Source organism: Acinetobacter sp. YH16042, from assembly GCF_013417245.1.
Lineage (GTDB): Bacteria > Pseudomonadota > Gammaproteobacteria > Pseudomonadales > Moraxellaceae > Acinetobacter > Acinetobacter amyesii.
Genome location: NZ_VPEJ01000005.1, coordinates 23,768 through 47,398, shown reverse-complemented (window position 1 = coordinate 47,398; position 23,631 = coordinate 23,768). Strand labels below are relative to the sequence as shown.

Annotated in this window: 23 protein-coding genes, 1 other RNA gene and 1 pseudogene; 15 read left to right on the top strand and 10 right to left on the bottom strand. The window is 40.2% G+C overall.

Annotated features, from left to right (window positions below; genetic code table 11):
* Window positions 1-252: 252 nt before the first annotated feature.
* Window positions 253-1,581, bottom strand: a complete 1,329-nt coding sequence (locus tag FTV37_RS05235) for a hemolysin family protein (protein ID WP_078191332.1) — start codon at window positions 1,579-1,581, stop codon at window positions 253-255.
* Between the two features lie 129 nt (window positions 1,582-1,710).
* Entirely contained in the window at window positions 1,711-2,703 is a 993-nt protein-coding gene (locus FTV37_RS05230) for a LysR family transcriptional regulator (protein WP_078191331.1), read from the bottom strand.
* 684 nt (window positions 2,704-3,387) lie between these two features.
* Between FTV37_RS05230 and FTV37_RS05225 the strand changes: the two genes are divergently transcribed.
* Window positions 3,388-4,992: an isocitrate lyase gene (locus FTV37_RS05225; RefSeq protein ID WP_168378085.1), complete on the top strand. Its 1,605-nt coding sequence runs from the start codon at window positions 3,388-3,390 to the stop codon at window positions 4,990-4,992.
* Window positions 4,993-5,080: 88 nt separating this feature from the next.
* Here FTV37_RS05225 and FTV37_RS18145 read toward each other — a convergent pair.
* Window positions 5,081-5,182: pseudogene (locus tag FTV37_RS18145) on the bottom strand (IS5/IS1182 family transposase); the annotation flags it as partial.
* A gap of 329 nt (window positions 5,183-5,511) precedes the next feature.
* Between FTV37_RS18145 and FTV37_RS05220 the strand changes: the two are divergent.
* Together FTV37_RS05220 and FTV37_RS05215 are read left to right on the top strand one after the other, a co-directional pair.
* Complete coding sequence (locus FTV37_RS05220) at window positions 5,512-6,708, top strand: YncE family protein (RefSeq protein ID WP_257224211.1); 1,197 nt, start codon at window positions 5,512-5,514, stop codon at window positions 6,706-6,708.
* 90 nt (window positions 6,709-6,798) lie between these two features.
* The gene (locus tag FTV37_RS05215) at window positions 6,799-7,263 is read left to right on the top strand and encodes a hypothetical protein (RefSeq protein WP_180063197.1); all 465 of its coding nucleotides are present in this window, start codon (window positions 6,799-6,801) and stop codon (window positions 7,261-7,263) included.
* Window positions 7,264-7,735: 472 nt separating this feature from the next.
* Here FTV37_RS05215 and ssrS read toward each other — a convergent pair.
* The 3 genes from ssrS to FTV37_RS05200 all read right to left on the bottom strand — a co-directional run bounded on the left by ssrS (window position 7,736) and on the right by FTV37_RS05200 (window position 8,859).
* Window positions 7,736-7,918, bottom strand: a non-coding RNA gene (ssrS, locus tag FTV37_RS05210) — 6S RNA.
* A gap of 99 nt (window positions 7,919-8,017) precedes the next feature.
* Window positions 8,018-8,305 (bottom strand): cell division protein ZapA, encoded by a 288-nt coding sequence (locus FTV37_RS05205; RefSeq protein ID WP_168378082.1) that lies wholly within the window; start codon window positions 8,303-8,305, stop codon window positions 8,018-8,020.
* Window positions 8,306-8,307: 2 nt separating this feature from the next.
* Window positions 8,308-8,859, bottom strand: coding sequence for a hypothetical protein (locus tag FTV37_RS05200; RefSeq protein WP_180063196.1), 552 nt, complete (start codon window positions 8,857-8,859; stop codon window positions 8,308-8,310).
* A 64-nt stretch (window positions 8,860-8,923) separates the two neighbouring features.
* Between FTV37_RS05200 and FTV37_RS05195 the strand changes: the two genes are divergently transcribed.
* From FTV37_RS05195 to FTV37_RS05170, 6 genes are all read left to right on the top strand, one after another.
* Window positions 8,924-9,541, top strand: coding sequence for a UPF0149 family protein (locus FTV37_RS05195; RefSeq protein WP_180008931.1), 618 nt, complete (start codon window positions 8,924-8,926; stop codon window positions 9,539-9,541).
* 102 nt (window positions 9,542-9,643) lie between these two features.
* Window positions 9,644-10,966, top strand: a complete 1,323-nt coding sequence (gene pepP / locus FTV37_RS05190) for a Xaa-Pro aminopeptidase (RefSeq protein WP_180063195.1) — start codon at window positions 9,644-9,646, stop codon at window positions 10,964-10,966.
* A gap of 186 nt (window positions 10,967-11,152) precedes the next feature.
* Complete coding sequence (locus FTV37_RS05185; RefSeq protein WP_180063194.1) at window positions 11,153-12,328, top strand: tetratricopeptide repeat protein; 1,176 nt, start codon at window positions 11,153-11,155, stop codon at window positions 12,326-12,328.
* 382 nt (window positions 12,329-12,710) lie between these two features.
* Window positions 12,711-13,919 (top strand): 2-octaprenyl-6-methoxyphenyl hydroxylase, encoded by a 1,209-nt coding sequence (ubiH, locus tag FTV37_RS05180; protein ID WP_180063193.1) that lies wholly within the window; start codon window positions 12,711-12,713, stop codon window positions 13,917-13,919.
* Window positions 13,916-15,160: an FAD-dependent monooxygenase gene (locus FTV37_RS05175; protein ID WP_180063192.1), complete on the top strand. Its 1,245-nt coding sequence runs from the start codon at window positions 13,916-13,918 to the stop codon at window positions 15,158-15,160. The genes ubiH and FTV37_RS05175 overlap by 4 nt, the downstream gene beginning before the upstream one ends.
* Before the next feature lie 174 nt (window positions 15,161-15,334).
* The gene (locus FTV37_RS05170; protein WP_078189169.1) at window positions 15,335-15,583 is read left to right on the top strand and encodes a hypothetical protein; all 249 of its coding nucleotides are present in this window, start codon (window positions 15,335-15,337) and stop codon (window positions 15,581-15,583) included.
* 133 nt (window positions 15,584-15,716) lie between these two features.
* On the opposite strand, the gene FTV37_RS05165 is transcribed toward FTV37_RS05170, so the two are convergent.
* A complete protein-coding gene (locus FTV37_RS05165) occupies window positions 15,717-16,139 on the bottom strand; it encodes a hypothetical protein (protein ID WP_180063191.1) in 423 nt (140 codons plus the stop codon).
* A gap of 104 nt (window positions 16,140-16,243) precedes the next feature.
* Window positions 16,244-17,086: a 16S rRNA (cytidine(1402)-2'-O)-methyltransferase gene (gene rsmI, locus FTV37_RS05160; RefSeq protein ID WP_078189168.1), complete on the bottom strand. Its 843-nt coding sequence runs from the start codon at window positions 17,084-17,086 to the stop codon at window positions 16,244-16,246.
* A gap of 10 nt (window positions 17,087-17,096) precedes the next feature.
* Between rsmI and FTV37_RS05155 the strand changes: the two genes are divergently transcribed.
* From FTV37_RS05155 to FTV37_RS05140, 4 genes are read left to right on the top strand one after another with little or no spacing between them, the layout of a single operon-like run.
* Complete coding sequence (locus FTV37_RS05155) at window positions 17,097-18,041, top strand: penicillin-binding protein activator (RefSeq protein WP_180063190.1); 945 nt, start codon at window positions 17,097-17,099, stop codon at window positions 18,039-18,041.
* A gap of 46 nt (window positions 18,042-18,087) precedes the next feature.
* Complete coding sequence (locus FTV37_RS05150) at window positions 18,088-18,495, top strand: YraN family protein (protein WP_180063273.1); 408 nt, start codon at window positions 18,088-18,090, stop codon at window positions 18,493-18,495.
* Window positions 18,496-18,555: 60 nt separating this feature from the next.
* Entirely contained in the window at window positions 18,556-19,254 is a 699-nt protein-coding gene (locus FTV37_RS05145; RefSeq protein ID WP_078192932.1) for a BON domain-containing protein, read from the top strand.
* A gap of 25 nt (window positions 19,255-19,279) precedes the next feature.
* Window positions 19,280-20,152, top strand: a complete 873-nt coding sequence (locus FTV37_RS05140) for an alpha/beta hydrolase (protein WP_180008944.1) — start codon at window positions 19,280-19,282, stop codon at window positions 20,150-20,152.
* A 286-nt stretch (window positions 20,153-20,438) separates the two neighbouring features.
* On the opposite strand, the gene FTV37_RS05135 is transcribed toward FTV37_RS05140, so the two are convergent.
* Window positions 20,439-21,371 carry a hypothetical protein gene (locus tag FTV37_RS05135; protein ID WP_180063189.1) on the bottom strand — a complete coding sequence of 311 codons (933 nt, stop codon included), beginning with the start codon at window positions 21,369-21,371 and terminating at the stop codon, window positions 20,439-20,441.
* Window positions 21,372-21,637: 266 nt separating this feature from the next.
* Here FTV37_RS05135 and FTV37_RS05130 point away from each other — a divergent pair, with 266 nt between their 5' ends.
* Both FTV37_RS05130 and FTV37_RS05125 read left to right on the top strand, forming a co-directional pair.
* The gene (locus FTV37_RS05130; RefSeq protein ID WP_372491130.1) at window positions 21,638-22,126 is read left to right on the top strand and encodes a YaiI/YqxD family protein; all 489 of its coding nucleotides are present in this window, start codon (window positions 21,638-21,640) and stop codon (window positions 22,124-22,126) included.
* Between the two features lie 5 nt (window positions 22,127-22,131).
* A complete protein-coding gene (locus tag FTV37_RS05125; protein ID WP_168378072.1) occupies window positions 22,132-23,037 on the top strand; it encodes a DMT family transporter in 906 nt (301 codons plus the stop codon).
* Between the two features lie 7 nt (window positions 23,038-23,044).
* Here FTV37_RS05125 and FTV37_RS05120 read toward each other — a convergent pair whose 3' ends face one another.
* Window positions 23,045-23,614, bottom strand: a complete 570-nt coding sequence (locus tag FTV37_RS05120; protein WP_078192054.1) for a PilZ domain-containing protein — start codon at window positions 23,612-23,614, stop codon at window positions 23,045-23,047.
* Between the last annotated feature and the right edge of the window lie 17 nt (window positions 23,615-23,631).

Below are 23,631 nucleotides of genomic sequence, written 5' to 3'. Positions count from 1 at the left end.
GACCAAAACGCATAGTTTCGTCAAAATGTTGTCTGCCGCGTTCATAAGGATAAGGCGTTAAAAACCAAGCAGTGACGATCAGTGTAACACCGAGCAATAGAAATAAAGGTTGTGGATGAGCTTTAAAAAAATAATAGATCAGATAAGCCCCAGTATAAAAACTAAAGCAAGTCAAAATCGCTTTAAGTGAAAAAGACATCTTCGTATTCCATCGTATTTATATTTTATTGTTTTAGAAAAAAAAGAATCGAATTAATCCGATTCTTCTGGTGTATCTAGTTCAGTTTCAGCCTGTTGTAAGCGGGTCACTAATAATTGGTCAATTTTAAAGTGGTCTACATCCACAACTTCAAATTTGTAGCCATGATAGGTGACAAAGTCCGCTGGACGTGGAATTTTACGCAGTTTAAACATCATAAAGCCCGCAAGGGTTTCATAGTTTTCTTCATCGGGCATTTCATCTAAAGCGAGGGCATGCTTTAAATCTTCGATTGGTGTACTGCCATCGATAAGCCAAGAATCCGCATCACGTTTAATAATTTGTTGTTCTGCTTCAATCGGTGTTACCCAGTCGCCCATCACGGTAATCATAATGTCGGAGAGGGTAATAACGCCGACAACCAACGCATATTCGTTAATTACTACGGCAAATTTTTCTTTGGTTGAACGGAAACGATCGAGTAATTCGGACAGTGTTAAAGTATCTGGAATCGTGAGGACATTACGAATGGTATTTTCGTTGAGTTGTAAAAGTGACTGATTGTTCAAGATACGAACCAAAATATCTTTGGCATCTACATAACCAATCACGTCATCAATATTTTCACTACAGACCAAAAACTTCGAATACGGAAATTCTGCGAGTTTTTGACGAATACTGGCTTCTGATTCTTTTAGGGTAAAGTACACCACGTTTTCACGTGTAGTCATACTTGAAGGGACGTTACGTTCTTCAAGTTCAAATACGTTTTCAATAAAGTGGTGTTCTTGTTTTTGAAGTACACCAGCTTGAGCACCGGCATCCATCACGGCTGAAATATCATCAAAGGTAATATTGTCATCACGTGTTGTATTCACTTTGAATAAACGAAACAACAAATTGGCAATGGCATTAATCACCCATGCCATTGGCTTACACACCTTAATAAAGATTTGAATTGGGTCAACAACAGCAACGGCAATTTTTTCAGGTGCGATCATCGCCAAACGTTTTGGCATTAAATCAGCAAATAGAATGAATAAGGAGGTGACTAAAGTAAACGACAGGGTGAAACCGATAGTTTCAGTCCACGGGCCCTGATAAAAACGGGTCACTAAGGTTATGAAATAAGGACGAAATGCACCTTCACCCAAAATACCGCCAAGAATTGCCACGGCATTTAAGCCAATTTGTGATGCGGCGAAAAAGTCTGCTGAGTTGGCTTGTAAGTCAAGCACACGTTGTGCACGTGAATCTCCAGATTCAGCCAAAATTTTAAGCTTTACTTTTCGTGCACCCGCGAGGGCAATTTCTGTTAAGGATAGAAAACCCGCACCGACGATCAGGAGAATAATAATGACTATATTTTGGAAAAGGCTCACGAATACACCTGTTTGTGATTCATTCTATTTTTCTGTATTTCTAACACAAAAATGGGCAAGGTAGTAGTCTTAACTACTACCTATATAGTGACAGTATACGTTTGAATTAATAAGGAATTAAAGAATTAATTACTGATACTGTGAAAACTGAGAGTTATTCATTAAGTATTCGCGGTTTTCTTCTTCAATCATTTGACGTGCAACATACAAAATAAGTTGACGTAACCAGCGATGAGCAGGGTGATGATGAAGTAACGGACACCACGCCATTTTTAATTCAAATTCAGGAATATAGAATGGTGGATCGCGAAGTAATAGGTTTTGACTTTTAGCTTGAAGGCGAGCAATACGGCTTGGCAGAGTCGCAACCAAGTCAACATTCGATGCCAATAAGCCTGGCATTTGATAATGACGGGTGAAAACTGAAATTTTACGTTTTTGGCCAATACGTTCTAAGGCTTGATCAATCCAACCTAGACCCGCTTGTTTTTCAGGATTGACACCAAAACCGACACCCATACCTGTTTTAGATACCCAAATGTGTTGTGCATCTAGATAGCTTTTCAGGTTTAAATTATTTGCAGCAGGGTGCTTGGCATTTAAAAGGCATGAAAAACTGTCACGCCAGACCAAAACTTGGTGGAAACTTTGCGGAATTTCATTAAAGCGGTTAATCGCCAAGTCGACTTTACCTTGTTCCATATCTCGATAAGACACATCACTAGGCGTTAAAAAATCCAGAACCACATTGGGTGCTTCTGAGCGCAAAGCTTTTACTAGGCGCGGCACTAGTGTTGCTTCAGCATAATCTGACGTCATGATGCGGAAGACACGATTTGAAGTGTAAGGTCGGAACTCGGTACGGGGTTCCAAAATCATCGAAAGGTCAGAGAGAGCATCACGGATACGTGGCTGTAATTCAAGCGCACGTTCTGTAGGTGTCATACCTTCTGAAGAACGAATAAGAAGTGGATCATTAAATAAGTTGCGTAAACGACGTAAAATATTACTCATCGCAGGCTGAGTTACACCCAGTTGCTCGGCAGCACGAGTCACATTTTTTTCACGAAGTAGTACATCAAGATAAATTAATAGATTGAGATCGACCCGCTCCAGATTCATAAAATAAATACCGACAATAAAATCATGAAATTTATCTGATTATGCCATAACTACTAAGGCTTGTGTAAAAAATGGATGAAAAAATGACGTGTACTTTTGTACTAAAAATCGGCAGTTTTAAGACAAATTTGCTGAAGTGCCAGCATATATTATCTTAAATACTTATTACCTGTTTAGACCGATATTTTTAAGTAAATGAAATAAAAATACGGAGCAATCTTGTTTATGCGAAGTGATATTCATAAAACAAAAAAATTAGATGAAATATCTCATTTGTATGATCATTTGAAGACGGAATAACCGAGTATTTAGCTCGGTAAATTTGGGCAAAAATGGCGTAAAAAATGCTGTTTTTTTTAAAAGTGAATGCTCAGTCGACTTAAGTCTAATGAAGAATAATTCATCAAAATGTTTGAAAAATAGACAAGAAAATTAGCAAAATATATTAATAAAAGTATTTAAATACAAATGCTTATGAATATTGGTTGATTATTATAATACGACTTTAATCTACATATTTTTTAAATAAATACCGAAAATTAATGCAGAATATTGGATTAATTTTTTTAGTCAATCTACTCTGTGTCTATCGCAACGAAGTGTTCTAAATCTGAACAATCATTCGAGGGTATGATTTTAGCCTTACGTTGCAGAAAAATCCTAATATTATTACAGGAACATATCATGTCTACATACTTAACAGCGATTGATGCAATCCGTGAATTAAAAGCAAAATTCGGAAGCACTTGGCGCGATATTAGCCCAGAAGATGCTGCACGTATGCAAATGCAAAACCGTTTCAAAACTGGTTTAGACATTGCGAAATATACAGCTGCTATTATGCGTCGTGATATGGCTGCTTATGATGCTGATTCTAGCAAATACACTCAATCATTAGGTTGCTGGCACGGTTTTATCGCACAACAAAAAATGATTGCGAACAAAAAATACTTCGGTACAACTGAACGTCGTTATATCTACCTTTCTGGTTGGATGGTTGCAGCTCTTCGTTCAGAATTCGGTCCACTTCCTGACCAATCTATGCACGAAAAAACTTCAGTTCCTGCATTGATCGAAGAAATCTACACTTTCCTACGTCAAGCTGACGCGAAAGAATTAAACGACTTGTTCCGTGCGCTTAAAAAAGCAAACGAAGCTGGTGATACTGCTAAAGCTGCTGAAATCACTGCTCAAATCGACGGTTTCCAAACTCACGTTGTGCCAATTATTGCTGACATCGACGCTGGTTTCGGTAACGAAGAAGCGACTTACTTACTAGCTAAGAAAATGATCGAAGCGGGTGCTTGTGCACTTCAAATCGAAAACCAAGTATCTGACGCTAAACAATGTGGTCACCAAGCTGGTAAAGTTACAGTTCCACACGAAGACTTCATCGCGAAAATCCACGCTCTTCGCTATGCATTCTTAGAAATGGGTCTTGATGATGGTATCATCGTTGCTCGTACTGACTCTGAAGGCGCTGACTTGACTCAAAAAATCCCAGTGGTTAAAGAGCCAGGCGACATCGCTTCTCAATACATCAGTTACTTAGACACAACTGAAATTGACATTTCAGAAGCTCAAGAAGACGAAATCCTAATCAAGCGTAACGGTAAACTTCACCGTCCAAAACGTCTTGCTTCTGGCTTGTACCAGTTCCGTCCAGACACGCAAATTGACCGCGTTGTACTTGACTGTGTATCTAGCCTTCAAAATGGTGCTGACCTTCTTTGGATCGAAACTGCGACTCCAAACGTTGAAGAAATCGCTCACATGGTTAACCGTGTTAAAGAAACAGTTCCAAATGCGAAACTTGTTTATAACAACTCGCCTTCATTCAACTGGACTTTAAACTTCCGTCAACAAGCTTACGACCGTTGGGTTGCTGAAGGTAAAGACGTTTCTGCTTACGACCGTGCTAAACTAATGAGCGCTGAATACGATAACTCTGAATTAGCTGCTGAAGCTGACGAAAAAGTTCGTACGTTCCAAGCTGATGCTTCTCGTGAAGCGGGCGTGTTCCATCACTTGATCACACTTCCGACTTACCATACAGCTGCTCTTTCTACTCACGAGCTTGCTCAAGGTTACTTCGGCGACCAAGGTATGCTTGCTTATGTAGCTGGCGTTCAACGTAAAGAAATCCGCGGTACGATTTCTTGTGTTAAACACCAAGCAATGGCTGGTTCTGACATCGGTGACGACCACAAAGAAATCTTCGCTGGTGACAACGCGCTTAAAGCGGGTGACGATGCGAAAAACACAATGAACCAATTCGCTGCTCACTAAGCATTGAACTGATTCGAAAAAAAGCCCAGCGAAAGCTGGGTTTTTTTATGGCCTTAAAATCGTGTTGAATTTAGGTTCTGTTGATATTTCATAATGACAGCCAAATAAATATGTAAGCTAAGGCAACTGATTTTTCATAGTTCTGCTTGAGTCTTACAAATGTATTCTGGATTGTTTTTTTGGATAGATAGCAAGCCAAACTGGGACAACTCTTAAATAAGCTTTTGAAATTGAAAAGATTTGAATGAAATATTTGAAGCAAAGAAAAGTGGTGGAATGGAGCAGAGATAGAATATTACATTATTGAAGAAGCCTTTAGTGGCAGGTTTGTGCGCCTTTAATCAACAACTCATCGGAATTAAAACAAATACGCTATATCTACACTTGTATATTTAATAAGCTTTCTTTGCGCTAAAAAAGCGACACTTATCTGATGGCTTTGGTCAAAAGGTATGCATAAAAACAAATGAATGGACAATAAAAATGGAAAAAAATCTCTGGATCAGGACACTTCTTTGTATGACAGTTACGGTGTCGCCACTTATTTTCGCAGCGACAACCACTGCACCCGTTCCACCCAATAGCCAGCAAGTCTTTTTTGTCGGCAATAATTGGGATGGTACGGTTACAGTGATCAATCCTGCAAAAAACTATCAGAAAGTTGGTGTCATCAATATGGTGCCCGACAAAAAACAACGCCTCACTGAAATTTACCTCAACCCAGAAAAATTAATCGCTTATAGCTATATTCGTAATACGGCAGGAGAGGGAAATGATCAATTGGTCGATGACATGTATTCCACACCAGATGGCAAATCGGTGGTTGCATCACGCCCAAGTTATGCAGATGTAGTCTCGATTAACATTGCAACGGGGAAAATCAATTGGCGCACACCCGTTGAAGGATTTCGAGCAGACCATATGGCGGTTTCACCCGATGGGCAACAAGTTGCTGTTTCAGCATCTTCAGGGAATGTTGTACATGTACTCGATATCAACACGGGCAAGGAATTAGGACGTTTTGCGACGGGCGATAAACCACATGAAAATATCTATTTTGCCAACGGTACTAAAATTCTAAATTCAGCCATTGGAAATGTCGAAACAGCCATGGATGCATCTTGGCAAGATTTTACTAAAGGCAAACGCTATATCACGATCGCAGATGCTCAAAATTATAAAGTCCTTAAAAAAATCGATTTTAGACCTGCTTTAGATGCCGTGGGACGAAAAGATCTGTCTAACTCAGTTCGACCGATTGTATTTAGTAAAGATGAATCCAAAATCTATGCTCAGGTCTCATTTTTTAATGGTCTGGTCGAATATGATCTCAATCAAGACAAAGTCACGCGCATTGCACAGCTTCCGGGAAGTACAACGATTCCCTCAGATCGCACCAAATGGGTGAATGACTCACGCCATCATGGGCTTTCAATCAGTGGTGATGGTGAAAAACTGTGTGTCGCAGGAACCATGGATGATTATGCCACTATAGTAGATCGTAAAACTTTGACCGCGGCGAAATTGATTGCTGCAGGTAAACCGTATTGGGCAACGCAAAGCCCAGATGGAAAACGCTGTGTAATTTCTGAAAGTGCGACAGATGCAGTAACAGTGATTGATTTCGCGACAGGTGAAAAAGTCATCACAGTTCCAGTTGGCAATCACCCACAGCGTGTTCGTTTGGGTTATGCGCCAGCAGGATGGGGCAACTAATAATTTAGATAAAATTAAATAAAAAGGTAAATTCAGAGTCAAATCGGCTCTGAATTTTTTAAATATCAGAAGGTGTCTAGAGACTGCATCATGAATAAAAAATGGATTGTTTTAGGTTTGACGTTTAGTTTAATTTTATGGTTGATGATTCAGTTTTTAAAACCACGGCAGCAGGAGGTTCATGAACAGCTACCTTTAGATCAACAAAAAGTGTCCGAAACACATTCAGATCAAACCACGGAAAATGTTTTACAGCATTCAAGTTCCAAACCCAAACAAGAAAGACAAGATAATGAAACGCACACCCAGTTATTACAGCAACGTGAACAGGTATTTCAACAATTTCAGCAAATAAACACACAGATGAGTCAGGGGCAGCAGCAGAATCAAAATCAAGTACTCGCTTTACTCGAGCAGCAATACAGATTGGTTGAAAAAGGCGTCGTGAACGTGGATGAAGCTATTTCATCTATTCAATATTTACGCCAAATACTTCCCGAAATGGATCGATTTTTAGATGGGCAGCAAGCTAAATTGGAACAACTCAAAAATTGAATAAGGCGGATTAAATCAGCTTTTGAAGGTGAACAAACTTGAATAAAAATTTTTAACTGATGTTACGCAGTAACATCAAAGCGCAATTTGCTTCAAATAAAACAACGATACGCGGTAACGTCATCCGCAAGTGTTTAAGACAGGACTACTTCTAATCAAAAATGTTTTTGTGATGCTTTGAATAATTTGACGGTAGTGAACGAGTTTTGCGGATGACAATGGTTTTGGGTACTTTTGCCGAAACAAAAGTATCTCCAGCCGAAGGCTAATCACTTTATTTAATCCTTAGATGTAAGACTCCGTCGAATAGGCTTAAAATTATTTTAAAAATGCGAAATTACTTTTATGTGCGTAACATCAGTTTTTAAGAAAAGAACAGGAGTCGAATAGCGCAGAAATAGAATAGTGAATTTTTTAGAATATTTTTGAATTGAGTTGAATGCTGAAAATTTTAATAATGATTTGGAAAATAAACACTCCGAAGATGCCGCTGCAAATGTCGTGACCCTGAACCCGATGAGTTCAAGGTGGACGCGACGTACACTCGCTGGGTTTCCCACACAAGGAGGGCATACGCTCAGAATATACAGAACACATCCATAAGTTTAAGTATCGGCAGGGGATTAGACCTAGCTGGCGAACACCTCAGAGATGTGCTCAGTATAACGAATTCAGCGTTATTGGCAAATCACCAAACGCTGACAAAGTGTTTAAAATGAAGCAATCGGGCAAAGTATAATCACTAAACCACCGATTAATCAGTCAATTCTTCCACTTGTTCCAAAATATTTTGCAACAAAAGTTCGCAGTTTGCATATTCTTGCAAACTCTTATTCATCGACAGGACTTCTTGCATTAACTCAAGTGCGACCATAATGATCAGCTTACTCGGTTCCATACGTGGCGCTTTACGACGGAATTCATCGTATTTGTCATTCAGTAATTGTGCTGCGCGTTCTAAATCTGCTTGTTGGTCAGAGGTCGTCGCTAAACGGAAACTATGACCTAGAACTTTTAAATCAACTGCAATTTGTTCACTCATGATCAAACTTCCTCATTGCTTTCAGTCGGATGCGCCAATTGTTGAATTTCTTGTGCATGTTGATCTTGAGCAGTACCTAAAATGGCTAAACGTTGAATAATCGCTTCAACTTTGGCCTTGGCATGTTCATTTTTTTGTAGCAGACGTTCACGTTCTTGCTTTAAACCTTGAATTTCTTGCTGAGCATGACGTTGTTCATTTTGCATTTTTTCTTTGACGATACGTAACTCATTACGCTCTGCCAAAATTTCCTGAAAACGATTTTTTAGATCAGTACAGCTTTTTTCGAGGCGGCTGTATCGGTCAGCCAAAGTAGTTGCATCAGTATTGAGCTGTTGAAGTTGAGCACGTGAATCAGTTAATTGCTCATTCAGTGTTTCAATTTCTTCTTGTTTCGAGGTGATAATGCCGTTCTTATGTACAATTTGAGCATGATGCTGCTCATTTGATGAGTTTTTCTCATCATGTAAGGCACCATTTTCGCTTTCAAATTGCGCCAGTCGCGTTTTTAAAACGCTAATATGCGCTTGGAGACGCTGTAATTCTTCTAACATAACGTAGTCGCACAGTCTTGCAAACAAAGGTAATATATACGAAGTATAGAGATTGGATAAGCGAATGCAAGACGATATTTCAGGTTGGTCAGATTGGTCCCACAATTTTTCTAAAATTGAAGAAATTTCAAGCCCAAGTGAGTTACATGGTTTACTCACTGGTATAGTTTGTGTGTCACAACCACCGAGTCGTGAAGAGTGGCAACAAATTTTAGCAACACTTGATGTAGCTGAATTAGATGAAGATGCATTGGCATTGTTAACTGAAGAAGCAGAAGATGTTGCTCATTCACTTTCAGATGATGAACTCGACTATCTTCCTTTATTACCAGATGATGATCACTTACTTGGTGAACGTGTGCAAGCCTTGGCAGACTGGTGTGCAGGTGTGGTTCTTGGTTTTGGTTTAGCGGCAGGACATCTGCGTACCAATGAACAAGAATTGATTGAGCATTTACAAGATGTCGCTTCAGTAGAATTTGAAGATTCAGATGATGATGAAGAAGGTGAAGAAAGCTATCAGGAATTATACGAATTTGTTCGTTTAATCCCAGTGAGTCTGTCGATGGGACGTACCAAAGTTGATGTTTCAGAAACACCGTTGCTACAACTGAGCGCTAAAAATTCATTGGCTCAAGCGGGCAATGTGGTTGAAATGTTCACCCCACACCGTCCAAGTTAAGGCATTCTTTTTGCATTAATAATTAATAGATGATGGGCTCTATCTAAGGAGTTCATCATCCTATTAAATCAATCATAGTCCAAGCGTATAAGAAGCATATCAATGAAGAAATTAACTCAAGCAGATTTTCAGGAACGTCGTGACATCCTTGCAGGTGAAATGGGCTTACGCAGTATCGCAATTATTGCCACGAGCAAAGAAGCCATGCGAAACCGTGATGCCGACTATAAATTCCGTGCTGATAGTAGTTTCTTTTATTTAACAGGTTTTGCTGAACCTGAAGCGGTTGCAGTGATTGAAACCTTTGATAGCGAAGAAGAAGGTTATAGCTATAGTTTGTTCTGCCGTGAACGTGACCGTGAAATGGAAATTTGGAATGGTTACCGTGCGGGTATTGATGGCGCGATTGATGACTATGACGCGGATGAAGCCTTTGCTATCGATTTATTAGACGAAGAAATTTTAGAAAAATTACAAAATAAAGATAAATTATTTTACCGTATCGGGCAGCAAGCAGATTTTGATGCCCGTGTGGCGCAGTGGATTGCAGCTGCAAGCGGTGAATCACGTAAGGGTGCAAGTGCGCCGGCACAAGTCATTCAATTGGATCGCATTATCGATGAAATGCGTTTGCATAAGTCTGATGATGAACTCGAATTGATGCAGATTGCTTCGGATATTTCAGCAGAAGCGCATACCCGCGCCATGCAAACAGTCAAACCGGGCATGATGGAATATGCACTAGAAGCAGAACTGAATTATGTCTTTGGTATAAATGGCTGTGTACCGTCCTATAACAGCATCGTTGGTGGTGGTGAAAATGGCTGTATTTTGCACTATGTGGAAAATGACAAAGAATTGAAAGATGGTGATTTGGTACTGATTGATGCAGCGTGTGAATATCAACTGTATGCCTCAGACATTACCCGTACTTTCCCTGTTAACGGTAAATTCAGCCCTGAACAAAAAGCACTTTATAATGTCGTGCTCGATTCGCAAATTGCGGCGATTGATGCTGTGCGTATCGGCAACTCGTATAAAGAACCGCATAACGTTGCAGTGCGTATTTTAGTTCAAGGTTTGCTGGATCTTGGCATCATGCAGGGAGATATTGACGAAATCATCGCAAAAGAAGGTTATCGTCAGTTCTATATGCATGGCACAGGCCACTGGCTCGGTATGGACGTGCATGACGTTGGTTCATATAAACAAGACGGTGAATGGCGTGCCTATGAAGAAGGTATGGTCGTGACTGTTGAGCCGGGGCTTTATATTGCGCCAGATGATGAAACTGTTGATGAAAAATGGCGTGGTATTGGTATCCGTATTGAAGATGATGTTGTAGCAACTCAAAATGGTCCACGTGTTTTAACCGCTGCAGTGGTCAAGTCGGTGGAAGACATTGAAGCCTTGATGGCGAAGTAATTTACTGTAAGAGAATAAGCCGGTCAGATGATCGGCTTTTTTTATCTACAAGCAGTCTTATAAATACTAGTCATATAGACAAGGGTAATTAACAATGGAGTTGATTTTATGACGTTAAGTTTTTACAAAAATTAGATATAAGTCTTTTTAAATTAATCGTATAAGTTTTTTATTTTAATCATAATTATGGGTGTTAGAAAAGCTGGGGTGGTTATTCCCTTTAATGGCAATCAACAGGATATTGAAAGACTGATAAATGATTGGCTGGTTTATTTTGAAGAAAACTCAAAATCTGCATTAGATATAGAGTGGCTGACGGATCATATTGTTTGTATCAATAGTGCCGGATTAGCACATTTTGCTTTTACTGAACCTGAAAAATGGAGCAGTTTGCTAAGCAGTCAGTTGCCGATGAAATGGATGATCTTCTTTGATTTTGCAGACACAAATTCAAGCTATAGCTATGCGCTTTATAAAGAGGGTGCAGAAATCAGATGTGTCATTCAAGCGGAAGAAGATGAACTTTACATGGATGGAGAAAGACAAGATTTTGAAAAGGAATGGTTAAACTTTTCAACAAGATATTTATACGAATATGTTGAAAATGGCAAAGTTCAAAAAAAATGGACGACTGATTTAAACAGTTTAAAAGAAGAAATCAATGAAGATTTGGAAAGCTATTATCAGTATTATTATTTTAGCGAAAAGGATCATTTAATTTATCATACTCAATTGGTTCGGCAGTTATTGATTGAACTCTTTAAAAACTATGTCGGTTTTGAAATCTTTGATAGTGATTATAATCCAGTAAAGAAAATAAAGTTTAAGTATAACAATCAGCGTACTTATGATGATTATTTGAGTTTAGCCTCAAGAGGGGATATTGCAGCCCAAATTAAATTGGGCGAAATGTATGAAACGGGATGCGGCGTTGAAAAAAATGATGTTACAGCACAAGGATGGTATCAAAAAGCGGCTGATCAGGGTGATGATGCGGCGATGCTGAAGTTAGCGGTGCTGTTGTTCAGAAAACCATGTAAAACAGAGGTTCATATCGCTTTAGCTCTGCTGAATCAGTCAGTGGAAAAGGGAAATATAAACGCAAGAACGGCCCTTGCTGAAATATATGAAAAGGGCGAAATTCTTGATCAAGATTATAATCTAGCTATGAACTTGTACAAGCAATCGGCAAAACAAGGCTGTGCAATTGCTCCCTATAAAATTGGTTTAATGTATGAGCTGGGTAATGGTGTAAATCTAGACTTAAAGATAGCAAAGCGCTGGTATCACCAAGCGGCGAATGCTTTTAATCAAGATGCAGAAATTCGATTACAGAAATTAATCCAGTATTTTAATGCTTAACTTCCTAAGCACCTTATTTAAATTACTGATGTTACTGCGTAACATCAGTTAGGCAGAATAACAAGGCACTTTTTATGAAGGGCGATGTGAATCATTTGAATGAGGAAGCTGATGCTTGAAATTAAAATGATCTGTGGTTGAGCCGGAAATTTAATCGGCTCAGTCATTTTTATTGTGATTTTAAGTGATTCGCTATTTTTTGAGATGAATATTTACGGCGAGAGATGATTTATTTTGTATTTATTCAGTGCAAATACCCGCAACAAATTTGTATTTCATTATAAAAAATCATGCCCTTGATGTAAGATAAAATCCATTACAGATTATATGTATTTCGAGTGAATTTCCTAAATTCGAATACTTGATAAAAAAGGAAGTAAGCATGCAGCAAGAAGTCATCATTGTCGGTGGTGGTATGGTCGGTTTAAGTCTGGCACTCATGTTGGCCAAAGCCAAAATTGGCGTAAAACTTTTAGAAGCCATTAAATACCCAAATTATGATGATGCAAACCTTGCGCCTTATCACTCTAGTTTTGATGCGCGAAACAGCGCCTTGTCACGCCGTACGGTGCAGATTTATCAAGAACTTGGTCTGTGGGATGCTTTGCAAGAACATGCCACGCCTATTTTAGAGGTGAATATTACAGAGCAAGGCAGTTTTGGTAAGGCACGACTAAAAGCAGAACAAGAAAAAGTCGAAAGCTTTGGACAAGTCATTGAAAATGCATGGCTCGGTCGTGTGTTGCTCACAGAAGTCAAAAAACAACCATTAATCGAATTAATTGATGGCGTACAAGTGACTTCACTGACGCAAGATGCAGACTTTGCATATATAGAAGCACAGCGTGCTGAAGAACAGCTCAAACTACAATCTAAAATCGTGATTGCCGCAGATGGCCGTGATTCATTCTGCCGCAAAGCCCTAGGCGTTGGCGCATCAGAACATGACTATGACCAAGTGGCGATTGTCACTACGGTGCAAACCTCTAAACCGCATGCTCATGTCGGTTTCGAGCGCTTTAGTCCACTTGGCCCGTTAGCGCTATTGCCACTTCCGGGTGAATACCGCCGCTCAGTGGTTTGGCCTGTTCCTAAAGGAACTGAAGGCGAGTGGATGGGTGATGAAAATGATCAGCACTTCTTAGATGCCTTACAAGAAACCTATGGCGACCGTGCAGGTAAATTCCAAAAAACGGGTAAACGTTTCAGCTTCCCATTATCCCAAGTGCTTGCAGAAAAACAAGCTGTCGGCCGTGTAGTGCTGATGGGCAATGCTGCACATACCATTCATCCAGTGGCGGGTCAGGGTTTTAACTTATGTATGCGTGATGCCTATGTACTGCGCCGTTATTTAACAGAGCAAAGTACCCAAGGTGCAGATTTGGGTGATGCAGCTATGTTGCTGGATTATGAAAAATCGCGCCTGACCGATCAGCAGCGGGTGATTAAATTCTGTGATTCAGTTGTACGTGGTTTTAGCAACCAGAATCCAATTTTAAAATTGATCCGCAATACTGGGTTAGTTGCCTTTGACACCATTCCGGGGATCAAGCCTTTGGTCGCGAATTATGCAATGGGGCTAAAAGCATGAGTTTCAATCAAACAGATGTACTGGATGCTGTGATTGTCGGCGGTGGCTTGGTCGGTGGTTTAACGGCATTGTTATTGGCGCAGGGCGGTGTGCAGGCTACGGTATTGGATGCGGCACCTATATTGGATGCAGAAAAAACCAAAAGTATTGCGAATCCTCGAGTTTTGGCGCTCAGTCAAGCCACTATTCATTTACTCAAGACCGTGGGTGTTTGGGAAAAGCTTGCTCGTCAGCAGCCTTATACAGGCATGCAGGTGTGGAATAAAAATGGCTATGGCGAAATCAATTTTGGCCATGCTACAGAGCAAACGCCATCAGTTGAGCAAGCTTTAGGTTCAATGGTCGAACCAAGTGTTTTGAATTTAGCTATTCAAGAAAAAATGCTAGAACAACTCGAAGACTATCGAACCCAAATCAAGGTTAGTCGTGTTGAGCGCGGCGTTGGTGTGTGGATCATTCACCTCGCAGATGGTACCCAGCTCAAAACAAAACTGGTGATTGGTGCAGATGGTGCAAACTCATTTGTCCGTGAGCAAGCTTTCATCGATCTAGATTTATTGGACTATAAGCAAGCCGGTGTGAGCTGTGCAATTAAAACCGCCCAACCGCATCAGCATTTAGCACGTCAAATTTTCTTAGAAACTGGCCCTTTAGCATTTTTGCCGATGGCGAGTCTGAAAAAAGAAGAAAGCGGTTATTGGCAATCGATTGTGTGGACCTTACCAGATGATTATGCCGATGAATATGTGGCTTTATCCGATGTGGAATTTACTGCGTTGCTCACTCGAGAAAGCCATCACATGCTCGGCGAGGTCTTAGAAGCAACACCGCGTGCTAAATTTCCATTGAAAGCGCGAGCAGCACAGCAATATGTGCATGATGGTCTGGCGTTGATTGGTGATGCGGCCCATGTGATTCATCCGCTTGCAGGACAAGGCGTGAATATTGGTTGTTTAGATGCAGCAGTGCTTTGCGATGTGCTTTTGACCGATAAAAAACGGGGTGTGTGGGCACATGAACAAAGTTTGAAGCGATATGAACACCGTCGTAAAGGGCAAAACGATGCCATGATGCATAGTATGTCCGCGATTGGTTGGTTAGAAACCACCACTTTTTCACCTGTGGTGTGGGCGCGAAACTTTGGTTTAAAACAAGTGGAAAATCAGACTGTTCTAAAAGATGCGTTTATGGCTCAAGCCAATGGTCTGAGTATTTTAAAAGATACAATCTACGCAGCTTAGGTCAAAGCCTGATATTTTTTAGACAGTCGTATAAACAAGGTTACGATTTTGATTAAAAAAGATACGATTTTTTGATTGTGGGTACTAGTCGAAATGCTCAGAGATTGCTAAATTTCTGTTAATTTAAAACCAGCCATTCGCTGGCAAACAGAAGTCATTCGCGGGGAGAACACAATGACTGATATGAACGATTATGATGATCCAGAAGATTCAGTAGTTGATGAAGATGAAGCACAAGCAGCTGAAAAAGGTGCAGGTGACGCAGCTGATTCTGCCTCTGATGGTGACACCTCTGAAGCTGAAACATTAACAGTGACTGCAAAACTAAAACAACGTCAGGCGCTTGAAGATGAAGTTGCTGCGTTCTTAGCGCGTGGTGGTCGTATTACCGAAGTCCCTCCAGACGAATCGGCAAAAGATTAAAAATGAAAAAACACCACGTCATGTGGTGTTTTTTTTTGCTTCATTCGCTTGTGCGAGGATGCATGTCATTCAGTTCTTAACTCTGTAGCATGTTTGCTCAAGAAGTTAAGTCGTTATAAGATGTGAAGTCGCTTCAAGCCGTCTTTGGCTTCATATATTTACGACTGATCGCGTAAATAGGATAGAACACAAAATGCAGTAAAAGCAAAAACATACAATTAATAATAAATGCAGCAATATACGGCGGTGCATGCATGGCCGCCACAGCAGCGACAAAAGATTGAAAAAGTAATACCGCACTCAAAACGACATAAGCCCAATAGCGATGCCTATCCCAAAATTGGCTCAGTTTGAGTAAATTACCGACTACAAAATAGAGGGAACAATATCCACAGACCATCGTAATCGCGCTATGATCGGCCGTCATTTGCTCGCCACTAATATAGTGTGGATAGGGTTGAATGCCAGTATAAATAATATGTGCAAGGGCCGTGAGCCAAACCAGATTAAAGAGAATGAACACCAGCGGTTTTTTGACAGACAGATTTATGGACATGTTATAAGTAACTTTTTTCATTCTATTTAAATTATTGTATGGGATAGCTTATGGAACCCGTAGGTCCCATAAGCGGTTCAAATTAAAAATAAAAAAAATTAAGCTTAATCGTTCGCTTGGGTTAACTCTAAAGCACGTTGATAGGCCACTTTCTTTTTAATCCCAGTTAAATCTGCAGCCAACTGAGAGGCAGCTTTAACGGACAAATCTTGAAGTAAACGTGTCAGCAATTTGTCTAACTTTTCTTGCTCTAGGTCTTTTTCTTCGGTCGCACCACCAATCACCAAAACGATTTCGCCTTTTTGCTGATTATGATCAGATTCGACAAAATGAACCAATTCACCTAAAGACATTTTTTTAATGGTTTCAAATGTTTTAGTAATTTCACGTGCAAAGCCCACAGGACGATCTGCACCAAAGACATTCGACATATCTTTTAGGCAATCCACAATACGGTGCGGCGCTTCATAGATAATCATAGTTTGGGTTTCGTCTTTCAGTTTTTCCAGTGCTAGAAGACGTTGTGACTGTTTAGAAGGTAAAAAGCCTTCGAAACTAAAACGGTCACTGGGTAGGCCGACAGCACTGAGAGCAGCAATGGCAGCACAGGCACCTGGCACAGGAATGACACGAATATTTTTTTCTTGTGCAGCTCGAACCAATTTAAAGCCAGGATCACTGATCAATGGCGTGCCTGCATCACTGATTAGCGCCATATTTTCACCCTTTTCGAGGCGTTCAATCAGCTGGTCTATTTTGTTACTTTCGTTATGGTCGTGGCAGGCGGTTAAAGGTGTATTGATACTAAAATGTTTAAGTAATTGTGCGGAAGTTCGTGTATCCTCGGCGGCAATAATTTTAACCGACTTCAATACCTCAATTGCACGATAACTAATATCATCTAAGTGCCCGATTGGAGTTGCAACAACAAATAACTGAGCACTCATAGGTTTCTCCATGTTGGATAATAAGAACAAAATTTTGGGTCTTTGCCTTTTAAGCAGTCTGTTTACTGCTGCACAGGCAGACGTCTTGGTCATTCTACCTGAATCTGGCCCTATGGCGCGAGCCGCATCCAGTATTAAGCAAGGTTTCAATAGCGCATATCAATCGTCAGACTACAAAGTGCCCATTAAGTTTGTAGATTCAAATCAAAAGCAAATTGCAGCGATATTGAAGCAACAGGTAAATAAAAAAACTCAATTGGTGATTGGCCCTTTAGCACGCCAAGATGTTGAAGCACTTGTAAAAGCAAAGCCTAAAGTCCGCGTGTTGGCTTTAAATGAAACGACAAGCCAAATTCCCAATGTCTGGCAGTACAGTTTATCGAAACGTGATGATGCCTTAGCACTCCAAAAAGTCTTCGAAAAAGACAAATTGGCGCACGTGTTAGTGTTACGTCAGCCTGCAACAGAGGCAGAACATGAATTATTGCTCATGTCCTTAATCAGTCAAAGTTCAGTGCCTATACAAGTGATTGAACAGTTCCCAACGAAGCTAGACAAAAATCAAGGGATACTGTTGCTGGGCAATAATGAATGGTTAAACAGTCAAAAAAAACTACCTAAAACAAAACTATATAGCGTCGCCAATGCGATTGAAGCCACTAAGCCCATTCCTGTAGGGCTGAAATTTTGTGATGCACCTGCCTTGCATGACGCACGTTGGCCAGACCTGATCCGAGCTTATGAGGAAAATCCAGTAGATATGCCATATCAACGTCTTTTAGCTTTTGGTGGGGACACATGGCATATCGCAAAACAATATTTGCAAGAACCGAAATTAAAAAGCATTGAGTTTCAGGGGCGAACAGGGCTAATCAGAATTAGTCAAAATAATATTCAGCGTGTTCCTCACTGCTATGAGCGAAGTAAAAAAGGCATCGTGGCGATCTCACTTTAGGGATGAAACGATGCAGCTAAACTTAGAGCAGATGAATTTGGGACAGATGAATCTGGGGCAGTGGGCAGAACGGCAAGCGCTGCGTTTGGTTGAGCAGCAAGGCTATGTACAGGTGCAACAGAATTATCATAGTCGTTATGGTGAAATTGATTTGATCGTTGCACGTGGTCAAGAATTGGTGTTTATCGAAGTTAAAGCCCGTTCAAATACCCGCTATGCCCAAGCCATCGAAAGTATTTCCATTCACAAACAACGTAAGATGATGAAGACTGCGTTGCTTTTTTTAAATGAACAGTCACATTTTCAAAATTATTATTGTCGCTTTGATGCAATTTGTTTTGATTTTTATCAACACTTTGCAAAAACACTACAGCAAGATTTTTCTAAATACCCGTATCATCAGCAATGGATTGAAAATGCTTTTACTTTTGATCAAGAGTTGATTAATCTTTGATAAAACAAACTGTGTAAACGCATAGAAAAATACGTGTGGAAATTTGAGGAGTCGTGCTGAGTGGTTAAGCGTATTGCAATAACGATGCTTTGTGTCGCAAGTTTATCTGGCTGTGCGAGTTTTATTTCGAATGGAACAGGATCAGCACCTGTAGGAACTGAAAGCGGCGCACGCTCATTGGGACAAGTTTTTATTGACTCTTCCATTGTTCGAACAGCAAAAATTAACTTATATAAATTAGATACTCGTTTTAAACAGTCACGTGTCAATATTGAAAGTTTTCATGGCAATGTCTTATTGACTGGGCAAGTGCCAGATAATCATTTAAAAGAATTGGCAGAAGAAAATGTCCGTTCAATGAGTGATGTCAAAACTGTACATAACTATATTACAGTGGGTAATCAGATCAGCTATAGCACCATCATGCAAGATACTGCGGTTACTGCGAATACCCGTGGTTTGATTATGAAAGCGCCTGTGGTATCTGACAGCAAAGTACACATTCATACTGAAGATGCTGTTCTTTATGTGATGGGCCGTTTAAACAGTGCGGAAATCACAGACTTAAATCAAATCTTGCAACAAGTGGGTAATGTAACGCGAATTGTCACTTTAATCGATAATATTGATCAGAACCCAAATCCACAGGCACGTTCAATTAACTCAAGTTACACCACACCTGCTGTAGGCAATGTGCAACCTGAAGTACAAACGCCTGTAGCGATAGATCCGGATGCTGTCGATCCAAATGCTCAATAAAATGTCGGAAATGATGCTGTAAAATATGAATCAATGGTCTCTGCGGCTTCAGCAAAAAATGGATTTGGCTAAATCTTTATACCGAAATTTTCGGTTATATGATTTTGGCAGTTATGCATTAAATCGACTGACACCCAAACAAGGATATCATGTTCAAAACAATATCCCTTATGGTCTAAAAGCGCGCCATCGCCTAGATTTGTATCGCACGTCAGCACCTCGTCAGCAACGTCCACTCATCGTGTTTGTACATGGTGGGGCGTGGATGCATGGTGACAAAAAGGACTATGGATTCATTGGTGAAGCTTTTGCCAAAGAAGGCTTCGATGTTGCTGTCATTAATTACCATCTCGCACCTGAATATATTTTTCCGGCTTCAATTGATGATCTTAGCCTTGCATTAAACTATTTGACGCAGTCTCAGCATAAGTTGCAGATTGAAGTGGAAAATGTGGTGTTAATGGGACATTCGGCAGGGGCATTTAATGTCATGTCTGCACTGTATCATCCGACGCCTTATCAGCTACAAGTGAAAGAGAATATTCGTGCAATTGTGGGATTGGCAGGGCCATATCATTTTGATTATAAAGGTGATCCGATTTGTGCAGATGCCTTTGATCAAAATGTACCGTATCAACAAGTGATGCCGTATTATTTTGTTGAGCACAATCAAGTGAAGCATTATCTATTTACTGCGGATAAAGACAATATCGTTGGCTATAGCAATAGTGAAGATTTAGATCGTCGATTAAAAGCCTCAGGCAACCACAGTCAGTTGATTCAAATCCCACGTGTTGGGCACATCACGATGATTGGTTCAGTTTCGAGTTTATTTAGTCGCTTCTTTAAAACCAAAGCTGAAATCATGCGTGTACTCGATGAAATTAGTCCACGCTAGTAGATAGCTTTCATAAGTCAAAAAAATGATCATTAATTCGTAGCAAGATTAATACTGAAAGCCCTTCTTCCTCTAAGATGAGGGAAATTTTTCATATAAATCCTCTCCTTCTTGCGCGTAATTATGCTCATCCTTGAAAAGGAGAGGGAATATTTTTTGTGAATTAAGTATTGATTTAAAATTGATTTATGAAAGAAGTTTAGTGTTTGACGTTAAATACTAATTTAAGTAATAAAAAAAACCACCATATTTTGGTGGTTTTTTTCTTCTTAGATTTGAATTCCAATTAGGCAGATTTCGCGTAAATATTGGCTTGTATCCACAGATTGCCACGAATATATTGCCCAACATTGAAATCTTTATGCGCCGGATTTCGTGTTGCAACACGAACAATCACCGCTTCTTGGTTTTCTTCGTGGATTAAGGTCACATCATACAGCGTATAGTCTTGCTCTTTAAATTGCATGGCAGTTTTGCCAACAATATGCCCTTGGAACCAAGCTTCGTCTTCTTGGCCAAGATTTTCACCATATAGGTATGCAACCATTTTAGAAAAATCGACGGTGACTGGTGCTTTGTCATCTTCAGACTTCGGTTGCCACGCTTTAATCTGTTCGTGTAAGTCTGCAGGGGCAACACCATTATTTGCTGCCAAGATATCGTTTAAAGCACGATGATGTTTAATCGATGCAGGATCGTCAACGACAAGCTGTTCATGTTCTGCGACAGCTTCGAGTTCATAGGCCCAAGCATTGAGTTGCACACTGTAGGTTACATCTTTTTCATATTGGTCGTGATTGACGCTATATAAACTATCAAAAGCATACACACTGGTATTTGCGCCTAAGTCGAGGCAAAGCACAGCTTGCGTATTGGATTTACAGGTAATAATACGTTCAATGGTGGCTTTGGTTTTATATGGGCTATCAAAACTTGGAAATGCAGTTTTAACGGCTTTAGGTTTATTATTTTCTACCGCAATCACTTGGCACAGTTGTATCGACGCTTTTGATGGACCTTGAATCAGCCAGGTACTTTGATCCATATCACTTTCTTGTGCACATAAACCCATCGGCATAATGGGTGCATCCAATGCCTGACCCAGCCAAACTGGTACATCCGTTGTCGGGTTGCCGGTGAGCAAATTCCAATGTTCAACATGACTACCAAAAGTTTGATCTTCAATAGTGATAATTTCAGGGCTATTTTGTTTTTTCATATGCACAATTGATATTGGGTTGGTTTCATAATTAATAAATCGAGGGTTATTTGAAATTTTCAAGTCACCGACGTCATATTTATCATGAAATCATGCATAAAAAATGTTTTCAGTAGGATTTAAATGTAAAAGCATTGGAAAATAAGCCCAAGTTGGAGTCATTTTGCAGCTTTTCGATTCTCATGATTAGAGAAATGTAGATCCATTCAGCGGATGCAGATCCCCAAATTGTCATGTAGATTTGTTACTATGAGTCATGTTTAAAAGTGAATGGAAAATCAGTGCTGCCATTTAAATTATGGGTGGATGCAGATGCGTTACCACGCATTTTACGTGATGTAATTATTCGTGCTTCTGATCGTTACCAGTTAGAAGTCACTTTTGTCGCCAATCAAAATGTTGGGATAACGCCTTCGGTGCGGATTAACTCAATTCAAGTCATGAGCGGGGCAGATGCCGCGGATAAAGAAATTATTCAGCGCATGAAAGAGCACGACATCGTAATGACACAGGATATTCCACTTGCTGCTGAAGTGATTGAGCGGGGCGGTATAGCGATACATCCACGCGGTGAGATTTATACCACAGCAAATGTCAAAGCACGTCTACACTTGCGCGACTTTATGGATACTTTACGGGGCGCAGGTGTGCAAACCGGTGGTCCAGCACCGATTTCTGAACGTGATAAGCGCGAATTTTCCAGCAGCTTAGATCAAACCATTCAAAAGCAAAAACGTAAAACGGCGCAGAAGTAAAAACCATGCCATCTAAAACAAATCTAGCGACGACCTATGCGTTGTTGGTGTTCATTTGGTCGACCACGCCACTTGCCATCGTTTGGAGTGTCAGTGATATCAATGCGTTTTGGGCACTGACATTACGCTTTTTTATCGCATTACCCTTGGCTGTTGCATTATTGTTTATTTTTAAACATAAACTTCCGATGGATAAAACCTCGCTGCACAGTTATTTGGCGGGGGCATTTAGTTTTATTGGTTCTCAGATTTTTACCTATATGGCAACGGCCTATCTCAGCTCAGGCATTATTGCCCTGATGTTTGGTTTGGCACCAATTATGACGGGTCTGATCGGTCGTTTCTTCTTTCATACCTATCTGCATCGCTTGCAATGGATTGGGATGTTGATTGCCGTTTGTGGTTTAGCCATTATTTGCTTAGGCGGCAGTGATCAGCACGTACAGCCTGTTGGTATTGTCTTAATGTTAATGAGCGTATTCGTCTACTGTATGTCGATTTTTTGGGTGAAAAAAGTCAATGCACCTTTGCAGCCTATGTCTCAGGCCACGGGTTCGATTCTTATCTCAGCACTATTTTCTGCCGCGATGCTACCGTTTATTTGGCAGTATGCACCGACACAGATGCCTTCGACCAAAGCACTCATTGGCTTATTTTATGCAGTGATTATGGCTTCATTGATTGCAATGTTTTGTTATTTCAAACTGGTACAAAACATCAAGGCGACAACTTTGTCTTTAACAACGGTACTCACACCCATGCTTGCTATGCTCTTTGGTGCTTTACTGAATGATGAAAAATTATCATTGATGGTTTTACTTGGTGCTGTGATTCTATTATCAGGCTTGTTTGTTTATTTTTATAAAGATTTTCGGGCGAACAGAGAGCTCGCCCACAAATTAAAACATTGATTAAAAATCACTCTTTGTTTTGGGTCAGTGCGATACACTCTGCAAGTTTGACGCGGTCTTGAGGGAGCAGTGTGATAAAATAGGCACCCGTACGGTATAAGTTGCTTTCTTCTTCACGGCTATAAACCACTTGCGCAGTTGCCGCAATATGGAAGAAATTTTCAGGGTGGCTTAAGGTCACATGGATATAAGTACCTTCTTTAATCGCGCGTTCGCTAAAAAAGCTCAAACCAGTCTCTGAGAAATTCACATGCTCAGGCACTGGTAACATGCTTTGTACAATTGCGTCGTATAAAGAACCCGTAATAAGGTTTAACTTTTGGTTAAATAAGGATAAGATTCGAGCAATTTGTTGATCTTTCTCAGCTAATTGTTCTAATTCGTAGTTGAGTGCATGATCAAATTGATCTAATTCAGCAAGTAGTAGAAAATAGCGCGGCAATACAAAATTAGGATCGTAAGGATCATTCAGTGCAACATCATCAGAGATAATCTGATAGTTGATGCGCAAAGCAGCATCGATACGCGACATTACACGGCGTTCAGTTTGAACGCTTTGATGCTGTAAATTTTCCATAATATATTACCTCGGAC

What these genes read in the sequence shown, in the direction of transcription:
- ubiH (WP_180063193.1), top strand. Translation starts at nt 12,711, where the DNA reads ATGCAGCAAGAAGTCATCATTGTCGGTGGTGGTATGGTCGGTTTAAGT.
- FTV37_RS05195 (WP_180008931.1), top strand. Translation starts at nt 8,924, where the DNA reads ATGCAAGACGATATTTCAGGTTGGTCAGATTGGTCCCACAATTTTTCT.
- FTV37_RS05230 (WP_078191331.1), bottom strand. Translation starts at nt 2,703, where the DNA reads ATGAATCTGGAGCGGGTCGATCTCAATCTATTAATTTATCTTGATGTA.
- FTV37_RS05170 (WP_078189169.1), top strand. Translation starts at nt 15,335, where the DNA reads ATGACTGATATGAACGATTATGATGATCCAGAAGATTCAGTAGTTGAT.
- FTV37_RS05220 (WP_257224211.1), top strand. Translation starts at nt 5,512, where the DNA reads ATGACAGTTACGGTGTCGCCACTTATTTTCGCAGCGACAACCACTGCA.
- FTV37_RS05200 (WP_180063196.1), bottom strand. Translation starts at nt 8,859, where the DNA reads ATGTTAGAAGAATTACAGCGTCTCCAAGCGCATATTAGCGTTTTAAAA.
- FTV37_RS05185 (WP_180063194.1), top strand. Translation starts at nt 11,153, where the DNA reads ATGGGTGTTAGAAAAGCTGGGGTGGTTATTCCCTTTAATGGCAATCAA.
- FTV37_RS05125 (WP_168378072.1), top strand. Translation starts at nt 22,132, where the DNA reads ATGCCATCTAAAACAAATCTAGCGACGACCTATGCGTTGTTGGTGTTC.
- FTV37_RS05225 (WP_168378085.1), top strand. Translation starts at nt 3,388, where the DNA reads ATGTCTACATACTTAACAGCGATTGATGCAATCCGTGAATTAAAAGCA.
- FTV37_RS05205 (WP_168378082.1), bottom strand. Translation starts at nt 8,305, where the DNA reads ATGAGTGAACAAATTGCAGTTGATTTAAAAGTTCTAGGTCATAGTTTC.
- FTV37_RS05135 (WP_180063189.1), bottom strand. Translation starts at nt 21,371, where the DNA reads ATGAAAAAACAAAATAGCCCTGAAATTATCACTATTGAAGATCAAACT.
- FTV37_RS05120 (WP_078192054.1), bottom strand. Translation starts at nt 23,614, where the DNA reads ATGGAAAATTTACAGCATCAAAGCGTTCAAACTGAACGCCGTGTAATG.
- FTV37_RS05150 (WP_180063273.1), top strand. Translation starts at nt 18,088, where the DNA reads ATGAATCTGGGGCAGTGGGCAGAACGGCAAGCGCTGCGTTTGGTTGAG.
- FTV37_RS05215 (WP_180063197.1), top strand. Translation starts at nt 6,799, where the DNA reads ATGAATAAAAAATGGATTGTTTTAGGTTTGACGTTTAGTTTAATTTTA.
- FTV37_RS05155 (WP_180063190.1), top strand. Translation starts at nt 17,097, where the DNA reads ATGTTGGATAATAAGAACAAAATTTTGGGTCTTTGCCTTTTAAGCAGT.
- FTV37_RS05165 (WP_180063191.1), bottom strand. Translation starts at nt 16,139, where the DNA reads ATGTCCATAAATCTGTCTGTCAAAAAACCGCTGGTGTTCATTCTCTTT.
- FTV37_RS05140 (WP_180008944.1), top strand. Translation starts at nt 19,280, where the DNA reads ATGAATCAATGGTCTCTGCGGCTTCAGCAAAAAATGGATTTGGCTAAA.
- rsmI (WP_078189168.1), bottom strand. Translation starts at nt 17,086, where the DNA reads ATGAGTGCTCAGTTATTTGTTGTTGCAACTCCAATCGGGCACTTAGAT.
- FTV37_RS05175 (WP_180063192.1), top strand. Translation starts at nt 13,916, where the DNA reads ATGAGTTTCAATCAAACAGATGTACTGGATGCTGTGATTGTCGGCGGT.
- pepP (WP_180063195.1), top strand. Translation starts at nt 9,644, where the DNA reads ATGAAGAAATTAACTCAAGCAGATTTTCAGGAACGTCGTGACATCCTT.